We start from the raw sequence: 21,446 nt of genomic DNA on the forward strand, positions 1-21,446 counted from the left end.
TTTATTAATTTGATAGTGAGTGGTAAGTAGAGATAAAGGAGGTAAGAAATGGGGTTAATTTATAAGGTTGCTGATCAAGCTTGGGAATTTGAAAGTATACATAAATTGAACTATAAAACATTTGTAGAAGAGATTCCGCAGCATGAGGAAACGAAAGAACGTTTTCGTATAGATCGATTTCATGAAGCAAATACATATTTAATTTGTTTAGATGGTGAGAAATTAGTAGGCATGGTCGCGGTGCGGGGAAAACGACCATTCTCGTTAGATTATAAAATTTCAAATTTAGATTTTTATTTACAAGAGCATGGAGAAAAAGTATATGAAATTCGTTTACTCTCAGTAGAAAGTGAATATCGAAATGGAAGAGCACTGTTAGGGTTAATTCGCTTTTTACATCGTTATTTACTTCTAAATGGATATGAATTAGCACTCATTTCAGCCACAACACGTGAGCTTCCTTTATATGAGCAAATGGGGTTTAAACCTTTCCATACGCTAGTTGGAACAGAAGAAGCAGCTTTCCAGCCAATGTATGTTACACCCACTAAGTTTGAAGAGTCGAGTGTTGGGGGGATTATGACGAAAGAATATACGTTTTTACCTGGCCCAGTAGACATCGAAGAGAATGTCCAAAAGGCATTTTCTACTAAGCCTATTTCCCATCGCTCCAAGTCATTTCAAGTGACGATGGGAAATGTAAAAAAACGATTACTTCAAATAACGAAAGCAAAACGTGTACAAGTTATGTTAGGAACAGGGACGTTAGCGAATGATGCAATTGCTTTACAGTTACGTTCATTAAAAGGTAAAGGACTAGTTTTAGCGAACGGGGAGTTCGGTAATAGATTAATTGAGCAGGCAAAACGTGCACATTTAAATTTTGATACGTATAAAAAAGAAATGGCAGAGCCGTTTATTTATACAGAATTAGAAAAAATAATGGAAATTGGAAATTATGAATGGCTTTGGTTTGTTCACCATGAAACATCAACTGGAATGTTAAATAATTTAGAAGAACTAAACATTCTTTGTAAAGGGTATCAAATGAAACTATGTGTAGATTGTATAAGCTCAATTGGAGCAATACGAATAAATTTGAAGGATGTATATTTTGCAAGTGGTGTAAGCGGAAAAGCGATTAAATCATTTACAGGATTATCTTTCGTTTTTCATAATCACATTGTAGAGAAAAACGAAGCAATACCTGTGTATATGGATATTGGCATGTATGAAATGAATGATAGTATTCCATACTCCCATTCATGGAATTTAATTTATGCATTGCAAGAAGCATTGAAGCGATTTGAAGATGAAGAGGCATTTGAAAAAATAAAAGAGGCGTATGCTTATATTGAACAAGCTATTACTACTATGGGTTTAAAGCTTGTTTCACCTAAAGATCATGCCGCTCAAATTGTTCTTACCATTCAATTAAACGAAGGGCAGTCTTCTAAGGCAGTAGGTGATGCATTAGCATTACAAGGATATATTGTTCATTATGAATCAGCATATTTACAAAAGAATAACTGGATTCAAATAGCATGTCTGAATCACTATAAAGAACGTGATATGAAGAGGATGTTAAATTGTTTGCAGATGTGTGTCTTAAAGAAGGGCGTACAGGTATGACAAATGTTTTCTTAACATAGTTGGTTGCGTATAAAGGAGTTATTATTTACGAAAACTGAGGAATGACAATAGAGTAGATCATAAATCATTGGAAGAGGTGTTAGTATGATAACTAGTAAACTACCATTACATATAGCAGACATTAAAAAGGCTCAAAAAATTCTTGATAGAAACGTTCGTAAAACACCATTAGTAAAATCTTTTTATTTGACTAGTAAAACTGGTGGAGAAATTCATTTGAAGTTAGAAAATATGCAATTAACGGGTTCTTTTAAATTCCGTGGTGCATTTAATAAAATGTCGCAGCTTACAGAGCAAGAAAAAGAGAAAGGCGTTATTGCATGTTCGGCAGGTAATCATGCACAAGGTGTTGCTTTATCTGCTCATTTACTTGGTATTAAGAGTAAAATCGTAATGCCAATTTCTGCACCTCTAGCGAAAGTCGAGGCTACCAGAGGATATGGATCAGAAGTTGTTTTATACGGTGAAACTTTTGATGATGCGAAGGCAAAATGTGAGGAGATTATAAGAGAAACAGGTGAAACATACTTACATCCATATGACGATGTAGAGGTAATGGCTGGTCAAGGCACAATTGGCTTAGATATTCTTGATGATATGTGGGATGTTGATACGGTTATTGTGCCAATTGGCGGAGGCGGAATTATTTCTGGTATTGCTGTTGCATTAAAATCTTTTAATCCATCAATCAATATAATTGGTGTACAAGCAGAAAATGTTCATGGGATGAAGGTATCTTATGATAAAGGGACAATCGTAGAACATTACGAGGCACCTACTATAGCAGATGGTTGCGCAGTTAAAATACCAGGGAATTTAACGTTTGAAGTTGTAAAAGAATTAGTAGATGATATTGTAACAGTATCAGAAGGTGAATTAGAGGTAGCAATGAAAGACTTATTACAACGTGGAAAGGCTGTAGTAGAAGGTGCGGGTGCACTAGCTACTGCTGCTCTGCTTGCAGGGAAAGTTGATCAATATATTAAAGGGAAAAAAGTAGTAGCGGTTATATCTGGTGGAAACGTAGATTTGCAACGTATTTCAAGTGTATGTGAGCACTTTTTTGTAGCTAATGAAGTAAAATAATATTTATAATAAAGTGAAAATACCTCATTGATTATTAATTGTATCAATCGGTATTTTAAGAGGTAAATTAGTTTTATGAAAGAAGAGCTAAGGGGAATCATCTTAGCTCCTTTTTTATCCCGCATTAACGGGCAGTAAAACTCCCACCTCAAAATTCAGCTGGAGCAAAGAAGTTAGGTGGGAGATCAACTGCCTGTAAACGCCCGATTGGTGAAGGCTAATAATCAGTGGGGGATGAACAAAACCCCCACTGATTAAAGTTTCACTTTATTATGCTTGCGCTGAAGTAAATAATGACTCCATTTTTATTTTACTCTTTTCTCTAATTTCAGCATCCGCATGTCGCATAACATATTTATGCGCTACAGCGATTGCTAAAACATCATCTAATAAGCCAATCCCGATAATAGCAGCTATATCTGGAATGAAATCGATTGTTAATACGTAGTAGGATAAAGCGGCTAATATAATGAGTTTCGCTTTAGTAGGTAACTCTTTCTTTTTCATTGTGTAGAATAAAATAATACTTTCATATACGCTGGATTTTCCGAGGTTTACTGAGCTTTTTTTGAATTTTTTCCAAAGTGTCTGTTTCTCCATATAAACACTCCTTTTACAAAAACATAGATTTTTTAAAAGGATGGACAAAGAAGCGAAAGAATAATCAATTTTATTATTTTTTCTTATTGTATATTTCCATAAGAAATAGGAAAGTACCTGTTCGAAAAAATAAAATGTGTCCTTTTTAATTCATAGATTCGGCGATTTGAATCAAATCCTTAGCATTGTATTTTCCTTTTATATGTAGTTTGTTACCAATTGCGATTTTATATTGAAAATCTTCTTTTTGAAATATAACCCTCATATGCTAAATCAAAATGAGGGTTATATAATGCTTTCATATTATTTTTTAAATTATAGAACTTCGTTCTCTTGTGTACATATTGGTCTAATTTATTGTGAACTGGTGAAACAGTGATTTTTAAAATCCCACTAATATTTTCATTATAGTAACGTAGTTCCAAATTATCGTTATAGATGTAACCGTGAAATTGCTGAATTTCGAATGGGAATTTTGTAGGTGTAAGTATGTGTTGTTTAAACTTCATTTCATATTCTTTTACAATAGTAGCTTCTTTCATAAACGGATTAGTTCCATCATAAATTTGATTAATGTGAGATATTATATTGTTTTTTGTTACTATTTCTAAAATGAAACCAATAGTACATACATCACTAGTGTCTTTGAAATAAGCGATAAGAATTGTAGTATCCTCTTTAGGAGACGGTACTTCTATAATGTCATGAAGATGTTTTTCTTTTAGGAAAGTAGGTATTTTAATCCCTGCTGTTATATATGACTGCATTAATTTCTCGTCATTTTTGAGTAAAGCATGTTTAAATTTACTTATTACATCAGTTTGAGCTTTGACCATAATTATTGAGGTGGGCTGGAAGTACAGTAAGAAAATTATACAGAAAATCTTTATTAATTTAGTGTTCAATTTTATCACCCTATAACTATATTTCCGTAAAATTGATATATATATGTATAAGAGCTTATATACTTTAAAAGAAGTTATAGGAGGGAAGAATTTGGGCTCATTATTTGATGTAATAGCAGATATAATTTTATTTTATCCTCGAAATGATGTGAAATTAAAACATCATATTGCGAAGTTAAGTGAGTTTGAGTGGTTTCGAAGGTTACACGAAGATACGAAGTATACAAGTTTAATTTGGAGTAATAGAAAAATTAAGAAGTACATTTTTTCTTCCGAAAATATGGAAGTATTATTAAAATCTGGAAGAAAACAAACCGAATTCGTCCAACTTGTATATAGTGAATATAAAAAGAGAAGGTAAGAATTTTTTTATTTTTCATATTTGGCGAAACAAATGGTACAATGAAAGCTAATGTGAAAAATAAGGAAAAGAAGTGGTCAATATGAAAAATTTTTTAGAATTAGGAATTAGTGAAACTTTTAATCATACATTACGTGAAAATGGAATCACAGAAGCAACACCAATTCAAGAGAAAGCAATTCCTGTTATTATGTCAGGAAAAGATATTATTGGACAGGCGAAAACAGGAACGGGTAAAACGTTAGCGTTCGTTTTACCTATTTTAGAAAAAATCAATCCAGAGTCTAGTGATGTTCAGGCTTTAATTGTTGCGCCAACAAGGGAACTGGCACTACAAATTACAGCTGAAATTAAAAAGATGCTTGTTCATAGAGAAGATATTAATGTGCTTGCGATTTATGGCGGGCAAGATGTTGCACAGCAATTGAGAAAACTAAAAGGTAATACACATATTGTTGTAGCAACACCAGGGCGTTTACTTGATCATATACGACGTGAAACAATTGATTTAAGTAATCTTTCTATGCTTGTACTAGATGAAGCGGATCAAATGCTTTATTTCGGTTTCTTATATGATATTGAAGATATTTTAGATGAGACACCTGACAGTAAACAAACGATGTTATTCTCAGCAACGATGCCAAAAGATATTAAAAAATTGGCGAAGCGTTATATGGAAGAGCCGCAAATGATTCAAGTACAAAGTGAAGAAGTAACGGTAGATACAATTGAGCAGCGTGTCATTGAGACGACAGATCGTGCAAAGCCAGATGCACTTCGTTTTGTTATGGATCGTGATCAGCCATTTTTAGCAGTTATTTTCTGTCGTACAAAGGTTAGAGCAAGTAAGCTTTATGATGATTTAAAGGGATTTGGTTATAATTGTGCTGAACTTCATGGTGATATACCTCAGGCGAAACGTGAAAGAGTCATGAAGAGTTTCCGCGAAGCTAAAATTCAGTACTTAATTGCGACTGATGTAGCAGCTCGTGGACTGGATGTAGATGGTGTCACTCACGTATTTAACTATGATATTCCTGAAGATGTAGAAAGCTATATTCACCGTATTGGCCGAACAGGACGTGCAGGTGGATCAGGTCTTGCAATTACGTTTGTTGCAGCGAAAGATGAAAGATATTTAGAAGAAATTGAAAAAACGCTTGGTGCACCACTGCAAAGAGAAATAATTGAACAACCGAAGATAAAACATGTAGATGAAAATGGAAAACCGGTACAAAAGCCGGCTCCAAAGAAATCAGGTCAATATCGTCAAAGAGATAGCCGTGAAGGTTCAAGAAGTGGTTCAAAAGGTGGACCAAGAAACGATTCAAGAAATAGTTCGAGAAATGATAACAATCGATCATTTAATAAGCCAAGTAATAAGAAAAGTGGCCAGCAAAGACGTGGCCGTTAAATAGTTATTATTCAAAAAGAGTCGCAAAGTGTTGCGGCTCTTTTTTGTTTTTATACAACGAAGTCGATATAAGTACAAGGGTGATTGCATAGAAACAACCTTTAAAATTTCATTTACCGTATTAAATAATTTAAAATTCATAAAGGAAATATAAAGTAGGTTGTTGTATATATACGATAACAGGAAACTTTTTACATACTAAACATATACTTTAAATAAACCGACAGTCGGTCCGTAGGAAGGAGTACATGAATGAGGATCGTAAAAGAATATGGGGAGCGTAGAAATGAAATTTTAGAAACTGCTGAACGTTTGTTTGTTACAAAAGGGTATACGAAAACTACAGTAAATGACATTTTAAAAGAGATTGGTATAGCAAAGGGGACGTTTTATCATTATTTTAAGTCGAAAGAAGAAGTAATGGATGAAATTATTATGAGGATTATTAAAGCAGATGTTGCTAAAGCGAAGGCAATTGTCTCTAATCCTAATATCCCAGTTTTAGATAAGTTATTTCGAGTTTTAATGGAACAATCACCAAAATCAGGAGATGTAAAAGATAAAATGATTGAACAATTTCATCAGCCAAATAATGCGGAAATGCATCAAAAAAGTATAGTACAATCAATTATTCATTTATCTCCTGTTTTAGCAGAGATTTTAGAACAAGGAATCGCTGAAGGCATATTTTCTACTCCATACCCACAAGAAACGATTGAATTATTACTCTCTTCAGCACAGGTCATATTTGATGAGGGTTTATTCCAGTGGAAGCCGGAAGAAATGATGAGGAGAGCTAAAGCTTATATCAAAATGATGGAAGCATCTGTTGGAGCGAAAGAGGGAGCCTTTGATTACATGGTGGAGGTTTTAATCAAACAGAAATAGTAATTTTCTGTTTGGATATTATCGACCGACAGTCGGTCTGAATCGAATGAAAGGTGTGATAAGGATGTCAGCTAGTATAAGGTCTTCGATGAAAGATTTTCACTTAATGGTGAGTGGACAAATTATTACTATTTTAGGTTCAACACTTTTACGTTTTGCCCTGTCATTATATGTGCTAGATATAACAGGGCGTGCTGATATATTCGCAGGGTTATATGCGGTAACGAGTATTCCGTTTTTGCTAGCCCCTCTTGGCGGAGCGATAGCAGATCGTTTCAATCGCCGTAATTTAATGGTTATTTTTGACTTTATCAACGCTGCGATTGTATTAAGCTTTATAGTTTTGTTATTTACTGGACCTGTATCTATTATATTGATTGGAACAATTATGTTTTTACTAGCAGTCGTTAGTGCAATGTATTCACCTGTTGTAATGGCGAGTATTCCGCAATTAGTTCCAGAGAATAAGTTAGAGCAAGCGAACGGTATCGTAAATGGTGTGCAAGCATTGTCAAATATAGTTGCTCCTGTATTAGGAGGAATATTGTACGGCATAATTGGTTTGAAAATGCTCGTAATAATAAGTTGTCTTACTTTCTTTTTATCTGCGATTTTAGAAATATTTATTAAAATACCTTTTATAAAAAGAGCACGAGAAAGCCATATAATACCGACAATTGTAAAGGATATGAAAGAAGGATTTATATATGTTTTAAAACAACCATTTATTTTGAAATCTATGCTTTTAGCTGCATTACTAAATTTAATACTGACACCGCTATTTGTTGTTGGTGCTCCAATTATTATACGAGTAACAATGGAAAGTAGCGACACATTATACGGAATTGGAATGGGATTGATCGATTTTGCTACTATTTTAGGTGCATTATTAATAGGTTTTTTTGCGAAAAAGCTACAGATGAAAACATTGTATTACTGGATGCTTTTAATAGCTTTATTAGTAATACCAATGGCACTTTCAGTTATGCCGGTTATTCTTAATTTAGGATACTATCCACCATTTATCCTCTTTATACTTTCTTCTATTCTAATTGCAATGATCATGACAATTGTATCCATCTATGTGATTACTGTAGTCCAAAAGAAAACACCAAATGAAAACCTAGGGAAAGTAATGGCAATTATAACAGCGGTATCTCAATGTATGGCACCAATTGGGCAAGTCATTTATGGTTTTATGTTTGAAGGATTCAGTATGAAAATTTATTTACCTATATTAGTTATTAGTTTCATAATGATAATAATAGCTATAGTGACGAAGAAAATATTATGGAATGAAGGGAACTAGCTCCATATGATTAGGAGAATGTTAAAAAGAGATTTCTCTCAAAATAAAATGATAATTACCATTCTATTTATGTTTATCATGTTATCCAGTCTTTTAATGGCAAGTGCTTCAAGTAACGTTATAAATCTATTGAACTCAATGGATCAATTGTTTAAAGTATCAAACGCACCGCACTTCGTACAAATGCATGCCGGAGAAATAAACCAAAAGTCAATTGATTCATTTGTAGCGCAAACTCCTTTTGTAAAAAAACAACAAACAGCAGAGATGGTTCAAATAGGCGGATCTAACATTTTTATAAAGAAGAAAAATCAAGCGGAACATAATAGTGTAATGGACATTAGCTTCGTTAAGCAAAATACTATTTTTGACTTTTTATTAGATTTAAATAATGAAGTGATCGATGTTAGGAAAGGGGAAATAGGTGTACCAATTTATTATATGCAAAAATATAATTTGCGTATTGGAAATAAAATATGGGTTGTGAAAAATAATAATGAGCTAGAATTTACTATTTCGGCATTTGTTCGTGATGTTCAAATGAACCCATCACTTGTTAGTTCAAAACGATTTGTAATAAGCGATGAAGACTTCGAAAGAATAAAGGGGAATTTTGGAGAAAGTGAATATCTTATTGAATTCCAGCTAACAGATTTAGATAAAATAAATGAATTTGAAACTTTATACCAGTCATCAAACTTACCTCAAAAAGGTCCCTCTATTACGTATTCACTCTTTAAAACACTCAATTCATTAACAGATGGAATAATAGCTGTAGTACTTATCATAATAAGTGCATTATTAATGCTAATCGCGATTTTATGTATTAGATTTACGATTATGACTTCAATGGAAGAAGAGTATCGGGAAATTGGTGTTATGAAAGCTATCGGCATTCAAAGTAAAGATATTCAAAAACTATATGTAACAAAATATGTTGTTATTTCCGCTATCGGATGTATATGTGGATATATCCTTTCGTTATTTGTTACAAAAATATTTATCTCTAACATCGCACTTTATATGGGGACAGCTAATAAAAGTATTTTATATTATGTTGTGCCATTGATAGTCACAACATTGTTATTTCTAGCCGTTATCCTTTTTTGCCGCATCATTTTGCGGAATTTCAGGAGAATTACAGCAATAGACGCTTTACGATCAAGAGATAAACTAGGAAAAAGAAAGATTAGAAGATTTTTTTCTCTCTCTCAAACTAAAATTACAAATGTAAATATATTTATTGGTATACAAGATGTAGTAAAACGCTTTAAGTTATATCGCGTATTAAGTATCGTTTTAATCATAGCCGTGTTCATGATTGTTGTACCTGTTAACTTTTTGTATACGATTCAGTCACCGAAGTTTGTAAATTACATGGGAACAGGAAAAAGTGATATTCGAATAGATTTACAGCAATCTGAAAATATAGAGAAACGATTTAAGGACGTAATTTCATATATACGAAATGATGAAGAAGTAGAAAAATATGCAGCATTTGTAACGAGTACATTTAAAATGGTGAAAGCTGATGGTACACATGAAAACTTAAATGTAGAAGTAGGAGATTTCACTCAATTTCCAATAGAATATGTTAAAGGTATGGCACCAAAAAATGAAAATGAGATCGCTCTCTCTTATATGAACGCAAATGAATTAAAAAAGAATGTAAGGGATGAGATCGTTTTATTTGTAGAAGGAAAAGAGAAAGTGCTAATTATTACTGGTATATATCAAGATGTAACAAATGGTGGCAAAACAGCTAAAGCGAGCTTTTCTTATAATAAAGAAAATATATTATGGTACGTAGTAAATGTAGATATGAAACCCAAAATGAATCTGCAAGAAAAAGTGAAGGAGTATAAACAAAATTTTAATTCTGCAAAAATAACAGATACGGATAATTATTTATCTCAAACTTTAGGAGAGACAATTAAACAATTAAGACGCGTGACACAAGTGGCAATTTTGATTGCTATATTGATATCGGTTTTAATAACTGCGATGTTTTTTAAAATGTTATTAGTAAAAGATTCTTCGCAAATATTAATTATGAAAAGTATCGGCTTTTCCTACAAAGATATTCGTATACAATATGTTACTCGTTCTATTGCTATAGTATTAGTAGGTATTTTAACAGGGACATTTATAGCTGCTACGTTTGGAGAAACACTAATAAGCTGGTTAGGTTCATTTATGGGAGCAGCTCACATAAAGTTTGTTGTTAATCCGATCATTTCTTATGTAATATGTCCAGCTATTTTATTTATATCTGTGACCGTAGCAACACTTTTCAGTAGCTTTACAGTAAAACAAACAAATGATTTAAAGCTAAATGGGGAGTAGGAGGTGTGTAATTTGAAAAAAATTTTAGAAGTAAAACAATTAAATAAAAAATACGCAATGGATGGAAATAAAACTTACCATATGTTAAAAAATATAAATTTAGAGATTTATGGGGGAGAGTTTATATCGGTCATGGGACCTTCTGGTTCAGGGAAATCGACGTTACTATATAATATTAGCGGAATGGATCAAATGTCATCAGGAAGTGTGAAAGTTGATAGTAAAGAAATAACATGTATGAAAGAAGAGGTGTTAGCAAAATTACGACTCAGCGAAATGGGATTTATTTTTCAACAGAGCAATCTTCTTAGAAATTTGAATCTTTTTGATAATATAGTTTTGCCTGCGTATTTAGCAAAAGTTGAGAGCAGGAAAATAATAAATAAACGTGCACTTGAATTGATGAAGAAAACGGGAATTAGTCAAATTGCAACTAATAATATAACTGAAGCATCAGGAGGAGAATTACAAAGGGTATCTATTTGTAGAGCACTCATAAATAAACCTAATATTATTTTTGCTGACGAACCAACGGGTGCTTTGAATTTAAAAGCGACAGAAGAGGTAATGGATATTTTAGCAAATATAAACCGTATGGGAACTACAATTATGCTAGTTACTCATGACGTAAAGGTAGCAGCTAAAACAGAAAGAGTTCTTTTTATGGTGGACGGAGAAATTGTTAGCGAAATACAGATGGGTAAGTATAGAAACGATGATTTGAAAGTGCGAGAAGAGAAGTTGTTAAAATGGTTAACCGTACTTGGATTTTAAAGAGATAATATTTTTGACTCCTATTGAATATAGGAGTTTTTTCTTTGTTTGAAAGTTCAAAAAGAGATATAATAATTTTCTGACTATTGATTATGGAGGGGTATAAATGAAAAATGAAACGCTACGTACACAAGAAGATATATTAAAAATGCTTGATTCATTATTAAGATCTGCAGTACCATTTTGGAATGAATTTTACACGAATAGAGAAAAGGATGTTCCTTTTTTTGCAAATGTTCCAGATGAGAATTTAGTTTCATATATACAAAAAGAATGGATTTCAAAAGGGAAAGTGTTAGAGCTTGGATGTGGTCCAGGAAGAAATGCAATTTATTTAGCGAAACAAGGGTTTGATGTAACAGCCGTAGATTTGTCTATAGAAGGAATTAATTGGGCCAAAGAGAGGGCGTTAGAAAACGGAATAGAAATACAATTTGTTTGTGAATCGATTTTTAATTTGGATTTTCAAGATGAATATGATTTTGTATATGATTCCGGTTGCTTGCATCACATTCCACCACATAGAAGAATGAATTATGTTGATCTAGTTAAAAACTCATTAAAATCGGGTGGTTATTTCGGATTAACATGTTTTGCAGCAGGTGATTTGAATGAGCGAAATGGATCGGAAATAACGGACTGGGATGTGTATAGAGGATGGAGTTTGCAAGGTGGTCTTGCATATTCAGAAGAAAAGTTAAGAGAGATATTTAAAGAATTTGAAGTAATTGAAATTAGAAAAATGAAGCAAATTGAACAACCAAATAATATGTTTGGAGAATCATTTCTTTGGACAGCATTATTTAAGAAGAAATAAAACATAGATAATTGACAAACTCATCGTTTTTATAGACAATACACTTATAAGAATATACGTTCGGTTTTATTGTCCGATGTATGTTTTGCATAAATACATAACAAGGGGATGTCTCTAAATGAGTAACACAAATCAAAAAATCACTACGTTTTTAATGTTTGAGGGAAAAGCTGAAGAAGCGATGAATTTTTACACGTCGCTATTTGATCAATCAGAAATTGTAAACATCTCTCGTTACGATGAAAAGGGACCTGGTAAAGAGGGAACTGTAATACATGCAACATTCACGTTAAATGGCCAAGAATTCATGTGTATCGATAGTTATGTAAAGCATGATTTTACATTCACTCCATCTATGTCTCTTTATGTAACTTGTGATACGGAAGAGGAAATCGAAACAGTTTTTAATAAACTAGCACAAGATGGAAAAGTTCTTATGCCTTTAGGTTCATATCCGTTTAGTAAAAAGTTTGGCTGGTTAAATGATAAGTATGGCGTATCTTGGCAGTTAACTCTTGCTGGAGATGAATAATTAAAATAATATGGTGACATTAACGTCATAACAAAAGGGATGATTCAAGACTAATATGTATCATCCCTTTTATTTTTTGTTTTACAAACGTCACTGGTTTTTAAAGAACGTTTCATTATTATAACTAAAGAAGAAAGACCATCGTTATTCAATAAGATTAAAATAGATTTAGCTACCCGTTGTATTTATAACAACTTTAGGTTTTTATATAATATAAAACTGCTAATTTAATTTTTCAGCTTATCTAGTAATTGAATTCATTAACTGGAAGAAGTATTCAGGTTTATAAGTCTTATTTAGGTTATACCATGAATGTAACGTATCTGATGCAAATACATCAATTTTTTTCAATACTTCCATTGCAAATTCCAGAGGAGCTACTCCTGATGCAGTAATCAAATTTTCATCACATACTGCAGGTTCCATCTTATAAAGTTGTTCTCCTTTATAATTAGGACAAACCATTTTAATATATTCTAAATCATTGCTTGTATGTTTTCTAGAATCTAGGTATCCAAAGTTCGCTAACCCCTCAGTTGCACCACAAATGGCAGCAACAATAGTGCCGAGTTTTAACGCTTCACCAATTTTTTTTAAGATAGGGTGATGAATGCTTTCTCCCCAAGTAGTCCCTCCAGGTAAAACTAAAAGATCGTTACTCTCAAGAGTACATTCATCAAGGGAAATATCTGGCTTTATGCTCAGTCCTCCCATCGTAGTAATAATTTCATTATTAGCTCCTACTGTAACTACCTTTAAAGGGGCTAACTCTTTTTTGAAATATCTTCCTGAGTTTAGTTCTGCAATTAAATGTCCATATTCCCAGTCTGACATCGTATTAAATACATAAAGATAAACTTTTTTTGTTTGCATACAATAACACTCCAATCACAATTGAGTTTTTTAAAAAAATATTAATAAATAAATTTTACAATATTTATCATTTGAATTTAACCTATTTCTTTAAGAATTCTTTAAAAAGTAATTTGGATACTTTATTTGAAGGTATGGTTTAAGAATTAAACAGCCTTCAAAAAATATAATAGTTGAAATTTGTGGGTTTTAGAATGAAGAAATTAGGCTCAATATACCAACTTAATTATTCATAATTGAGTTGTGGTATAATTTACATACAGGGGGAAAGTAGATGACACAACATAAAGAAGAGCAAATGAATGAGGCATTAGCATTATTTTACTTTGCATATAAAACTTTCACAGAAAAACCAGATGAAATAATAAAAGAATATAGTATACAGCGTGTACATCATAGAATTTTGTTTTTTATCGCTCGTTTTCCAGGGCTTAGTGTAAATGAGCTGCTATCACTTTTAGAAATAAGTAAACAAGCTCTTCACGGACCGTTGCGCCAACTGTTAGATAAAGGACTTATTGAGAGTAATGAAGCTGCACATGATCGTCGTGTGAAACAGCTGTCTTTAACAGAAGAAGGAACAGACTTAGAGAAAAAACTGAGCGATGTTCAAAGAGAGCAAATGGGAGCTATTTTTGAACAGTTTGGCGAATCATGTGAAGAAAATTGGCATCAAGTTATGAATGAAATGGCAAATAGCCGTTCAGGATTTGATGCATGGACGTCTAAGCGTGAAATACCAGTAGAATAAAAGATAGAAATAGTATCTTATTTTGTAGTTTGAAAAATCATAAATTTTCATCTGTATATTTGGCAACTATGGATAAAAAATTCACAATACCAAAAACTTTATATGTGTACGTATTGAAATTTTAAAATTCATATTTCCGAGAGGGGAATTATAATGATAAAACTTGTACTCATTCGTCACGGACAAAGTTTGTGGAATCTTGAAAATCGATTTACAGGATGGACAGATGTAGTTTTATCAAAGAATGGATTAAGTGAAGCGAGAGAAGCAGGAACAATATTAAAAAAGAATGGATATACGTTTGATATTGCCTATACATCAGTATTAAAACGAGCAATTCGTACATTATGGATTATACTTCATGAAATGGATCTCACTTGGGTCCCTATACATAACTCATGGAAGTTGAATGAACGCCATTATGGTGCACTACAAGGATTGAATAAAGACGAAACTGCAAAAAAATATGGAGATGAACAAGTTCATATTTGGAGAAGAAGTATAGATGTGAGACCGCCTGCACTTACTGAAGATGATCCCCGATATGAAGCGAATGATCCGAGATACAAAACGTTAAAAAAAGGCGAGTTCCCATTAACTGAATGTTTAGAGGATACGGAGAAAAGAGTAGTTGATTATTGGCATGCAAAAATCGCACCGGCATTAAAAAATGGTGAAAAAGTAATTATTTCATCACACGGCAATACGATTCGTTCACTTGTGAAATACTTAGACAATCTCTCAAATGATGGTGTAGTAACATTAAATATACCGACTAGCATTCCGCTTGTTTATGAATTGGACGAAAATTTACATCCGATTCGTCATTATTACTTAAGTATGGACGGGGAAGTACCTGAAGGGGAAATTCCGAAACATATTTCTTTTTAATGTGAAAATTTGAAACGCATGCTTGTCTACATATACAATGTAGATTCATGATAAAAGACGTGGCCTGCTTCTAATGTATATGCGATGTAGCTAACTTTAGAAGGTTGTCCACGTCTTTTGTCATAAAGATGGCTCTTTGCGCATGTAATGGTATCGTGAGTAGTTTTGGAATGGAGGGTGATGTGATTGACGATCTCTAACATTCGAATCGGCTTATTTATTTTAGCAATCGTCTTTATTGTTCTTATTTTCTTTTATTGGAAAAATGAAGAATTGTGTGAGGAGAAGAAACAGCGAATTCGAAAAACGTGGTACGGTTTGTTCATAACATCAGTCACAGTTTATTTCACGATAAAAGGAATAGATTTAACCCTCTGGAAAAATCTTTTAATGTTTACTGCGATGGTAATTTTCGTTGATATTGCATTCATTTTGACACCTAACATTTCAGAAATATGGGGTGCGAAATTCAGTGATATCGGAAAGACGGTCCAATCAATTAAACGGTCATTAATTGCTTCAAAAGCAAGAGGAGAAATATATACGACAATTATTCAAAATGTAAATCCAGCAGCATTTGGGACAATGGAATGGCACACGGAAGAAGAATATACAAAAAGTTTAAACGCATTTCTTGATTCGTATGGTGAAAAAGTAGGTGCGAAAATTGTTGTATTTGAAGCAGCGAACGAATTAAATACGAATTTCCGTGGTATTCGCTCTCAATTTAGTATTACAGTACCTCTAGAACATATAGAGCAATTGAATGGCCAGCAAGCGGTTCAAGTAGAAAATGTCGGAATTATACCAGCAAAAATAGTGAATGATGTTTTTATTGTTATTGATGGGAAGAAGAATAACCTTCAAGATCGAGATTTTGAAAATGTATATAATTTAACAATACATCATAGTTATTTTTGTAAGTAGGACAGAATCTTTTTCTGTCCTTTTCATCTATACATAATGTTTAAAAAAATTCGGACACAGTTGTATAAAATAGGACAATCATTCCTACACTAGCACGTAGAGGTGATTGTAGTGATAAAAGAATATGATAATGATTTTTTTAAAGAAGAAAATGAAGATGCAACAGATTTTTCTTTAATAAAAGGAGATACTTTGCAGCAAGTAGAAGAGTTAGAAGAAGAATTAAAAAGAAAGTGATAAGTGTACACTCTGTTTGCATTTGCTATATAATATAGAAGGTTGTATCTTTTGTAAAAGGGGGAGAAGAGATGGCAGAAATAAACGCTCAAAAAACTTCGTTTTTTAAAGAGAAAAAGGAAGAATCAAATACAGATTTCTCTCTTGTGCAAGGTGCATTAACGGAAAAAATAAATCATTTAGAAAAACTGATTGATGGAAAAACATCTAAATATATACAACATAAGAAATTGAAGGAGAATGCATAAATGTGTTCTCCTTCAATTTTTAGTTTCATTATCGATAGGGAAGTATTCAATACGTAAAATAAAGGTAAAATGGTGAATCATGGTATAATAGAAGAGGATTTAAGTTTATTACATATTGATTTGTATTTGAGAGAGGAGCTTCAAAATGTATTCTACTTTAGAACAATTAACAAAGCACCCTGTATTTTATCATTTTGCAGAAATTTCAAAGATTCCTAGAGGATCAGGTAATGAAAAAGAAATTAGTGATTACTTAGTGAGTTTCGCAAAGGAACGTAATTTAGAAGTTATTCAAGACGAAGCGTTAAATGTCATTATAAAAAAAGAAGCTACTACTGGTTATGAGAATGTTCCAGCTATTATCATTCAGGGGCACTCTGATATGGTGTGCGAAAAAAACCAAGCGACAGTTCATGATTTTGAGAAAGATCCAATTGAATTAAGAATTATTGGTGATATGTTATATGCAAGCGAAACTACATTAGGTGCTGATAATGGTATTGCCGTTGCATATGCATTAGCATTATTAGATTCAACAGACATTCCGCATCCAGCTTTAGAAGTTGTTATTACAACTGAAGAAGAAACGACAATGGGCGGTGCATTCGCTGTCGATTCAAATCATTTTGACGGAAAAATATTTATTAATATTGATTCTGAAGAAGATCATAAATTACTAGTAAGTAGCGCAGGTGGTGCGAAAGCAGTTGAAACGATTTCAGTGATTTGGGATGAAGCGCCAGTAGATATGGACACATACCGACTATATGTTGGTGGACTTAAAGGTGGACATTCTGGTTTGGAAATTGATAAACAACGCGGTAATGCGAATAAAGTATTAGGACGAGTTTTACGTGATTTATCAATTCACATTCAATTTAATATGAGTGAAGTTCATGGCGGCTTAAAAACAAATGCAATTCCGCGTGAAAGTGTAGCTACAATTTTATTACGTGCAGAAGATGTACAGCAAGTAGAAGAAAAACTAAAATCATGGACACATATTTTACAAGAAGAGCTGCGTGCTGTTGATCCGGATGTTCATGTTTCACTTACAAAAGTAGAAGAAAAGGCGGAAAAAGTCTTTTCTAAAGAAACACAAAAACAGCTTATTTCTTCATTATTCTTAATTCCAAATGGTATACAAAGTATGAGCATGGATATTAAAGGTCTTGTAGAAAGCTCAACTAATTTAGGAGTTATTCAAACACTGCAAGATGAGATTAAATTACGAAGCGAAGTGAGAAGTTCTGTAAGTAGTTTAAAACAACATATTGTAGATGAAATTAAGTATATTGCGGAATTAGTAGGGGCAACATTTGAAAAAGAGTCTGAGTATCCAGAATGGCCATATAATCCTAATTCGCCTATCCGTAATTTATTCGAAAAAGTGCACCAAGAAAAATACAGCAAAGATGCTGAAATCTTCGCAGTACATGCAGGAATTGAGTGCAGTGTATTTGTTCAAAAAATGCCTGAGTTAGATGCAATTTCATTCGGTCCAGATATCTTTAATGTTCACACACCAGATGAGCATATTAGTATTTCTTCTGTTGTGAATAACTGGGGATTCTTTGTTGATGTAATGAAGGGAACGAAAGAATTAGCTAAGTAATAACCGATGAATTTAAGAGCAGCCCATAAAAATTTATAGGCTGCTTTTTTGTATTGAATTTTTTATAAGTTTTGAGTATGGAAAATATAATGAACTTACATTACGTATATGAAGTGGAAATTTCATATACCGTATTTTATATAAAATATAAATAGTTTCAAAAGAAATAAAGTATAACAAATCCGTATTTATAAAAACAGCTTTATTATACTTTTCTCTATTTGACTTGTATAATTTATTACGTTATGATTTTTCATTATAACTGAAAGGCTTGAAGATAATGATTCGTCGTTTGAAAAAGTTTAAAAATGTCGCTGTCGTATTAAGCTTCTAAGTAAATTGCAAAAATCTACAATACTTAGAAGCGAGGAATATAGTTATGAAGCATCCATTATTTAATCATTGGTCTGAAACAAAGTATTTAAAAGATATAGTAACAAATCCACTCATTGAAGTAGGAGAGTACTCCTATTATTCAGGGTACTATGGAAATCAAAATTTTGAAGATGGTTGTGTAAGGTATTTATGGGGCGATGCTAAGTCCCAAGCACTTTTCAATCCAATTGAACAGATGGGTTGGCACCTTGATAAACTCATTATTGGAAATTATGTTTGTATTGCAAGTGGAGTTGTCATTTTAATGGGTGGGAATCATAACCATCACCCTGAATGGATTACAGTGTATCCATTCGTTGAGCAAATCGGACAATCTTATGAACCGAAGGGTGATACAGTCATTAAAAGTGATGCCTGGATTGGTATGAATGCTATAATAATGCCTGGCGTTACAATCGGTGAAGGTGCAATCGTTGCGGCAGGATCTGTCGTATGTAAAGATGTTCCGCCATATACAATAGTGGGCGGTAATCCTGCTAAGGAAATAAAAAAACGGTTCACTGATACAGAAATTAATATGCTAATGGAAATGCGTTGGTTTGATTGGGATAGAGAATTGATTGAGAAGGCAATTCCTCTTTTATCTAGTCCAGCCATTGAACCATTATTTGCTTTTTATAAAAATGAAGTGAAAAATAAATAAATCAGCTAGAAAAACTACATTCAATATAGGATGTAGTTTTTTTATTACAAAAAACTAATAGTTTAGAATAAGAATAATTAATATCTGGTATGATTCTAGCAAATAGTTGGATTTAATAATTGAAATTCTTAATATCCAATAAACTAACGCTAGTAGTAAAATCTGTATAAAATAGTTGTCAATTTTAATATCTGATTAATATAGCACTTACAATATATTTTTTGTGAAATTGAAATGAAGTAGCAAGTTATGTTAAATTAAACATTATTCCAAAGTCACGAAGATAAAAGTCATTAAAATATTGTGTTATGGTTTCTTATATCAACCCACTAATTATTAAAATTTTTTTAAAAAAACAACAAGTACATGCTTTGTTTTATATTAATTGTATTTAAGGATGCATGTAATATATCAACTCTATTAAATAAATTAAATATAAAAAGCCAAACGAACTTTAAAAATCACACTGCCATTAGAGGAGAGAAAGATATGAATACAATCATGATTGTAGAAGATGATATAAAAATCGCTGAATTACTGGGAACGCATATTGAAAAATATGGATACCAAAGTGTTATGATAGAGGATTTTGAAAATGTTTTAGATACATTTCAAAAGATTAAACCAGATTTAGTACTATTAGATGTAAATCTTCCTAATTTTGACGGCTATTATTGGTGCCGCAAAATACGGGCTATCTCTACTTGTCCTATTATATTTCTATCTGCAAGGAGTGGAGAGATGGATCAGGTTATGGCTTTAGAAAATGGTGGTGATGACTACATTACAAAACCGTTTTATTATGAGGTTGTAATGTCTAAAATTCGAAGTCAAATCAGAAGAGCATACGGTGAATATGCTCCTAAAGTAAAAGAACGAATAGTTGAGCAATCAGGATTATTTCTGTTCCCAGAAAGGATGGAACTTCAACTAGATGATAAGACAATTTTACTTACTAGAAAAGAAACAACGTTATTGGAAATATTGATAACAAAGTCTCCGCTCCTTGTAAAACGTGAAGTGATTTTAGAACAACTATGGGATAGTTCATATATAGACGAGAATACATTGAGTGTAAATATAGGCAGAATTAGAAAGAAATTGCAAGATTTAGGTATTGAAAACGCACTGGAGACAGTTCGTGGTGCTGGATATCGTTTGCATGCTACTTGGGAGAAGGAAGGAAAGGAATAATGAAATTATTTTTACAAGAACATATTCCACTCATTTGTTATACATTTGCCCAATTGCTTATCATTCTTTTTATATATTGGTTTGATGGTTATCCACATATTTTGACAGCATTATATTCTGTATTTTTGGGTGTTTTTTTATTAATGGGTTATCTAATATATCGTTATTATAGTCATCGTTCATTCTACAAGCGTCTATCAACACCAATGGAAACGTTAAATGAGTCAATAAAAGATAGTGATTTGACGCCATTATCAATGGCCTTAGATAAATTACTACAAACTCAATATCAATATTATCAAAACCAATTAAAAAAATGGGAACGAAAACAACAAGAACAAATGACCTTTATGAATCAGTGGGTTCATCAAATGAAAACACCTCTTTCTGTTATTGAGTTAATTACACAAGATGCAGATGACTCTCGATTTGACAGTATTAATGAAGAAACGGAAAGAATAAAAAAAGGATTAGAAATGGTCTTATATGTTGCTCGTTTAGAAACATTTGAACAAGATTTTCATGTAAACAGATTGCAATTATTGGGAATGATTGATTCTGTTATTCATGAAAATAAACGTCTGTTTATACGTAGTTATGTGTATCCACAGGTAAAAGTAGATCCGAGTCTTATTGTAGAAACAGATAAGAAGTGGTTTCGATTTATACTCAATCAAGTGCTGTCAAATGCAATTAAATATTCATCAAGTAAGAAAGAGAAAGTAATAGTATCGGCGTATTCCAAAGGACGAGCAATTATTTTGGAAGTAAGAGATTATGGAGTGGGTATCCCTACTGCGGATTTACCACGTGTTTTCCATCCATTTTATACTGGAGAAAACGGTAGAAAATTTAAAGAGTCTACTGGCATGGGATTATATCTTGTTAAAGAAGTATGTGGAAAATTAAATCATAAGATTGAGCTAGAATCTGAGGTAGATAAGGGAACAATAGTTAGAATAATATTCCCGTATGCATCTCGTTAA

General features: G+C 32.4%; 21 protein-coding genes and 1 pseudogene. 19 read left to right on the forward strand and 3 right to left on the reverse strand.

Translation table 11 applies throughout. The features are described 5' to 3' along the window. The first annotated feature begins 48 nt into the window (after positions 1 to 48). Together MHI07_RS11485 and tdcB are read left to right on the forward strand one after the other, a co-directional pair. Positions 49 to 1,632 carry an aminotransferase class V-fold PLP-dependent enzyme gene (locus MHI07_RS11485; protein WP_340823810.1) on the forward strand — a complete coding sequence of 528 codons (1,584 nt, stop codon included), beginning with the start codon at positions 49 to 51 and terminating at the stop codon, positions 1,630 to 1,632. A gap of 105 nt (positions 1,633 to 1,737) precedes the next feature. Continuing rightward, positions 1,738 to 2,739 carry a bifunctional threonine ammonia-lyase/L-serine ammonia-lyase TdcB gene (gene tdcB / locus MHI07_RS11490; RefSeq protein ID WP_340823812.1) on the forward strand — a complete coding sequence of 334 codons (1,002 nt, stop codon included), beginning with the start codon at positions 1,738 to 1,740 and terminating at the stop codon, positions 2,737 to 2,739. Between the two features lie 270 nt (positions 2,740 to 3,009). Here tdcB and MHI07_RS11495 read toward each other — a convergent pair whose 3' ends face one another. Together MHI07_RS11495 and MHI07_RS11500 are read right to left on the reverse strand one after the other, a co-directional pair. After that, entirely contained in the window at positions 3,010 to 3,339 is a 330-nt protein-coding gene (locus MHI07_RS11495) for a YkvA family protein (RefSeq protein WP_002109937.1), read from the reverse strand. Positions 3,340 to 3,484: 145 nt separating this feature from the next. Then, a pseudogene (locus MHI07_RS11500) lies at positions 3,485 to 4,175 on the reverse strand (hypothetical protein). A 160-nt stretch (positions 4,176 to 4,335) separates the two neighbouring features. Here MHI07_RS11500 and MHI07_RS11505 point away from each other — a divergent pair. From MHI07_RS11505 to MHI07_RS11540, 8 genes are all read left to right on the forward strand, one after another. Continuing rightward, positions 4,336 to 4,605 carry a hypothetical protein gene (locus MHI07_RS11505; RefSeq protein WP_340823815.1) on the forward strand — a complete coding sequence of 90 codons (270 nt, stop codon included), beginning with the start codon at positions 4,336 to 4,338 and terminating at the stop codon, positions 4,603 to 4,605. A gap of 73 nt (positions 4,606 to 4,678) precedes the next feature. After that, on the forward strand, positions 4,679 to 6,019 hold the full coding sequence (locus tag MHI07_RS11510; RefSeq protein ID WP_340823816.1) for a DEAD/DEAH box helicase: 1,341 nt from the start codon (positions 4,679 to 4,681) through the stop codon (positions 6,017 to 6,019). A gap of 252 nt (positions 6,020 to 6,271) precedes the next feature. Further along, positions 6,272 to 6,907: a TetR/AcrR family transcriptional regulator gene (locus MHI07_RS11515; RefSeq protein WP_002069302.1), complete on the forward strand. Its 636-nt coding sequence runs from the start codon at positions 6,272 to 6,274 to the stop codon at positions 6,905 to 6,907. Positions 6,908 to 6,953: 46 nt separating this feature from the next. Further along, positions 6,954 to 8,216 carry an MFS transporter gene (locus MHI07_RS11520; protein WP_340823819.1) on the forward strand — a complete coding sequence of 421 codons (1,263 nt, stop codon included), beginning with the start codon at positions 6,954 to 6,956 and terminating at the stop codon, positions 8,214 to 8,216. A gap of 6 nt (positions 8,217 to 8,222) precedes the next feature. Further along, positions 8,223 to 10,562, forward strand: a complete 2,340-nt coding sequence (locus tag MHI07_RS11525; RefSeq protein ID WP_340823821.1) for an ABC transporter permease — start codon at positions 8,223 to 8,225, stop codon at positions 10,560 to 10,562. Between the two features lie 12 nt (positions 10,563 to 10,574). Beyond that, the gene (locus MHI07_RS11530; RefSeq protein ID WP_002161793.1) at positions 10,575 to 11,336 is read left to right on the forward strand and encodes an ABC transporter ATP-binding protein; all 762 of its coding nucleotides are present in this window, start codon (positions 10,575 to 10,577) and stop codon (positions 11,334 to 11,336) included. A gap of 106 nt (positions 11,337 to 11,442) precedes the next feature. Continuing rightward, positions 11,443 to 12,153 carry a class I SAM-dependent methyltransferase gene (locus MHI07_RS11535; protein WP_340823827.1) on the forward strand — a complete coding sequence of 237 codons (711 nt, stop codon included), beginning with the start codon at positions 11,443 to 11,445 and terminating at the stop codon, positions 12,151 to 12,153. Between the two features lie 118 nt (positions 12,154 to 12,271). Continuing rightward, entirely contained in the window at positions 12,272 to 12,685 is a 414-nt protein-coding gene (locus MHI07_RS11540) for a VOC family protein (RefSeq protein WP_016104868.1), read from the forward strand. 240 nt (positions 12,686 to 12,925) lie between these two features. Here MHI07_RS11540 and MHI07_RS11545 read toward each other — a convergent pair whose 3' ends face one another. Then, positions 12,926 to 13,558, reverse strand: coding sequence for a type 1 glutamine amidotransferase family protein (locus MHI07_RS11545; protein WP_340823830.1), 633 nt, complete (start codon positions 13,556 to 13,558; stop codon positions 12,926 to 12,928). Between the two features lie 274 nt (positions 13,559 to 13,832). Between MHI07_RS11545 and MHI07_RS11550 the strand changes: the two genes are divergently transcribed. The 9 genes from MHI07_RS11550 (at position 13,833) to MHI07_RS11590 (ending at position 21,446) form a co-directional block, all read left to right on the forward strand. Beyond that, on the forward strand, positions 13,833 to 14,309 hold the full coding sequence (locus MHI07_RS11550) for a MarR family winged helix-turn-helix transcriptional regulator (RefSeq protein ID WP_215581722.1): 477 nt from the start codon (positions 13,833 to 13,835) through the stop codon (positions 14,307 to 14,309). 153 nt (positions 14,310 to 14,462) lie between these two features. Continuing rightward, positions 14,463 to 15,200: a 2,3-diphosphoglycerate-dependent phosphoglycerate mutase gene (gene gpmA / locus MHI07_RS11555; protein WP_340823835.1), complete on the forward strand. Its 738-nt coding sequence runs from the start codon at positions 14,463 to 14,465 to the stop codon at positions 15,198 to 15,200. A gap of 186 nt (positions 15,201 to 15,386) precedes the next feature. Then, the gene (locus MHI07_RS11560; RefSeq protein ID WP_340823837.1) at positions 15,387 to 16,127 is read left to right on the forward strand and encodes a type II toxin-antitoxin system SpoIISA family toxin; all 741 of its coding nucleotides are present in this window, start codon (positions 15,387 to 15,389) and stop codon (positions 16,125 to 16,127) included. 111 nt (positions 16,128 to 16,238) lie between these two features. Then, complete coding sequence (locus MHI07_RS11565) at positions 16,239 to 16,364, forward strand: hypothetical protein (RefSeq protein ID WP_002109948.1); 126 nt, start codon at positions 16,239 to 16,241, stop codon at positions 16,362 to 16,364. A 71-nt stretch (positions 16,365 to 16,435) separates the two neighbouring features. Further along, positions 16,436 to 16,612, forward strand: a complete 177-nt coding sequence (spoIISB, locus tag MHI07_RS11570) for a stage II sporulation protein SB (protein WP_215581724.1) — start codon at positions 16,436 to 16,438, stop codon at positions 16,610 to 16,612. Positions 16,613 to 16,757: 145 nt separating this feature from the next. Then, the gene (locus tag MHI07_RS11575; RefSeq protein ID WP_340823841.1) at positions 16,758 to 18,227 is read left to right on the forward strand and encodes an aminoacyl-histidine dipeptidase; all 1,470 of its coding nucleotides are present in this window, start codon (positions 16,758 to 16,760) and stop codon (positions 18,225 to 18,227) included. A 379-nt stretch (positions 18,228 to 18,606) separates the two neighbouring features. After that, positions 18,607 to 19,266, forward strand: coding sequence for a CatB-related O-acetyltransferase (locus MHI07_RS11580; RefSeq protein WP_088078550.1), 660 nt, complete (start codon positions 18,607 to 18,609; stop codon positions 19,264 to 19,266). Between the two features lie 489 nt (positions 19,267 to 19,755). Further along, positions 19,756 to 20,460 (forward strand): response regulator transcription factor, encoded by a 705-nt coding sequence (locus tag MHI07_RS11585; RefSeq protein WP_340823844.1) that lies wholly within the window; start codon positions 19,756 to 19,758, stop codon positions 20,458 to 20,460. Next, positions 20,460 to 21,446: a sensor histidine kinase gene (locus MHI07_RS11590; RefSeq protein ID WP_215581730.1), complete on the forward strand. Its 987-nt coding sequence runs from the start codon at positions 20,460 to 20,462 to the stop codon at positions 21,444 to 21,446. The genes MHI07_RS11585 and MHI07_RS11590 overlap by 1 nt, the downstream gene beginning before the upstream one ends.

The sequence above is a fragment of the Bacillus sp. FSL H8-0545 genome, from assembly GCF_038006105.1.
GTDB classification, from domain to species: Bacteria; Bacillota; Bacilli; order Bacillales; family Bacillaceae_G; genus Bacillus_A; species Bacillus_A cereus_U.

Excerpts from the sequence above, each read along its gene's own strand:
- MHI07_RS11485 (WP_340823810.1), top strand. The coding sequence starts at position 49 with ATGGGGTTAATTTATAAGGTTGCTGATCAAGCTTGGGAATTTGAAAGT.
- tdcB (WP_340823812.1), top strand. The coding sequence starts at position 1,738 with ATGATAACTAGTAAACTACCATTACATATAGCAGACATTAAAAAGGCT.
- MHI07_RS11495 (WP_002109937.1), bottom strand. The coding sequence starts at position 3,339 with ATGGAGAAACAGACACTTTGGAAAAAATTCAAAAAAAGCTCAGTAAAC.
- MHI07_RS11515 (WP_002069302.1), top strand. The coding sequence starts at position 6,272 with ATGAGGATCGTAAAAGAATATGGGGAGCGTAGAAATGAAATTTTAGAA.
- MHI07_RS11520 (WP_340823819.1), top strand. The coding sequence starts at position 6,954 with ATGAAAGGTGTGATAAGGATGTCAGCTAGTATAAGGTCTTCGATGAAA.
- MHI07_RS11525 (WP_340823821.1), top strand. The coding sequence starts at position 8,223 with ATGATTAGGAGAATGTTAAAAAGAGATTTCTCTCAAAATAAAATGATA.
- MHI07_RS11535 (WP_340823827.1), top strand. The coding sequence starts at position 11,443 with ATGAAAAATGAAACGCTACGTACACAAGAAGATATATTAAAAATGCTT.
- MHI07_RS11540 (WP_016104868.1), top strand. The coding sequence starts at position 12,272 with ATGAGTAACACAAATCAAAAAATCACTACGTTTTTAATGTTTGAGGGA.
- MHI07_RS11545 (WP_340823830.1), bottom strand. The coding sequence starts at position 13,558 with ATGCAAACAAAAAAAGTTTATCTTTATGTATTTAATACGATGTCAGAC.
- MHI07_RS11550 (WP_215581722.1), top strand. The coding sequence starts at position 13,833 with ATGACACAACATAAAGAAGAGCAAATGAATGAGGCATTAGCATTATTT.
- gpmA (WP_340823835.1), top strand. The coding sequence starts at position 14,463 with ATGATAAAACTTGTACTCATTCGTCACGGACAAAGTTTGTGGAATCTT.
- spoIISB (WP_215581724.1), top strand. The coding sequence starts at position 16,436 with ATGGCAGAAATAAACGCTCAAAAAACTTCGTTTTTTAAAGAGAAAAAG.
- MHI07_RS11575 (WP_340823841.1), top strand. The coding sequence starts at position 16,758 with ATGTATTCTACTTTAGAACAATTAACAAAGCACCCTGTATTTTATCAT.
- MHI07_RS11580 (WP_088078550.1), top strand. The coding sequence starts at position 18,607 with ATGAAGCATCCATTATTTAATCATTGGTCTGAAACAAAGTATTTAAAA.
- MHI07_RS11585 (WP_340823844.1), top strand. The coding sequence starts at position 19,756 with ATGAATACAATCATGATTGTAGAAGATGATATAAAAATCGCTGAATTA.
- MHI07_RS11590 (WP_215581730.1), top strand. The coding sequence starts at position 20,460 with ATGAAATTATTTTTACAAGAACATATTCCACTCATTTGTTATACATTT.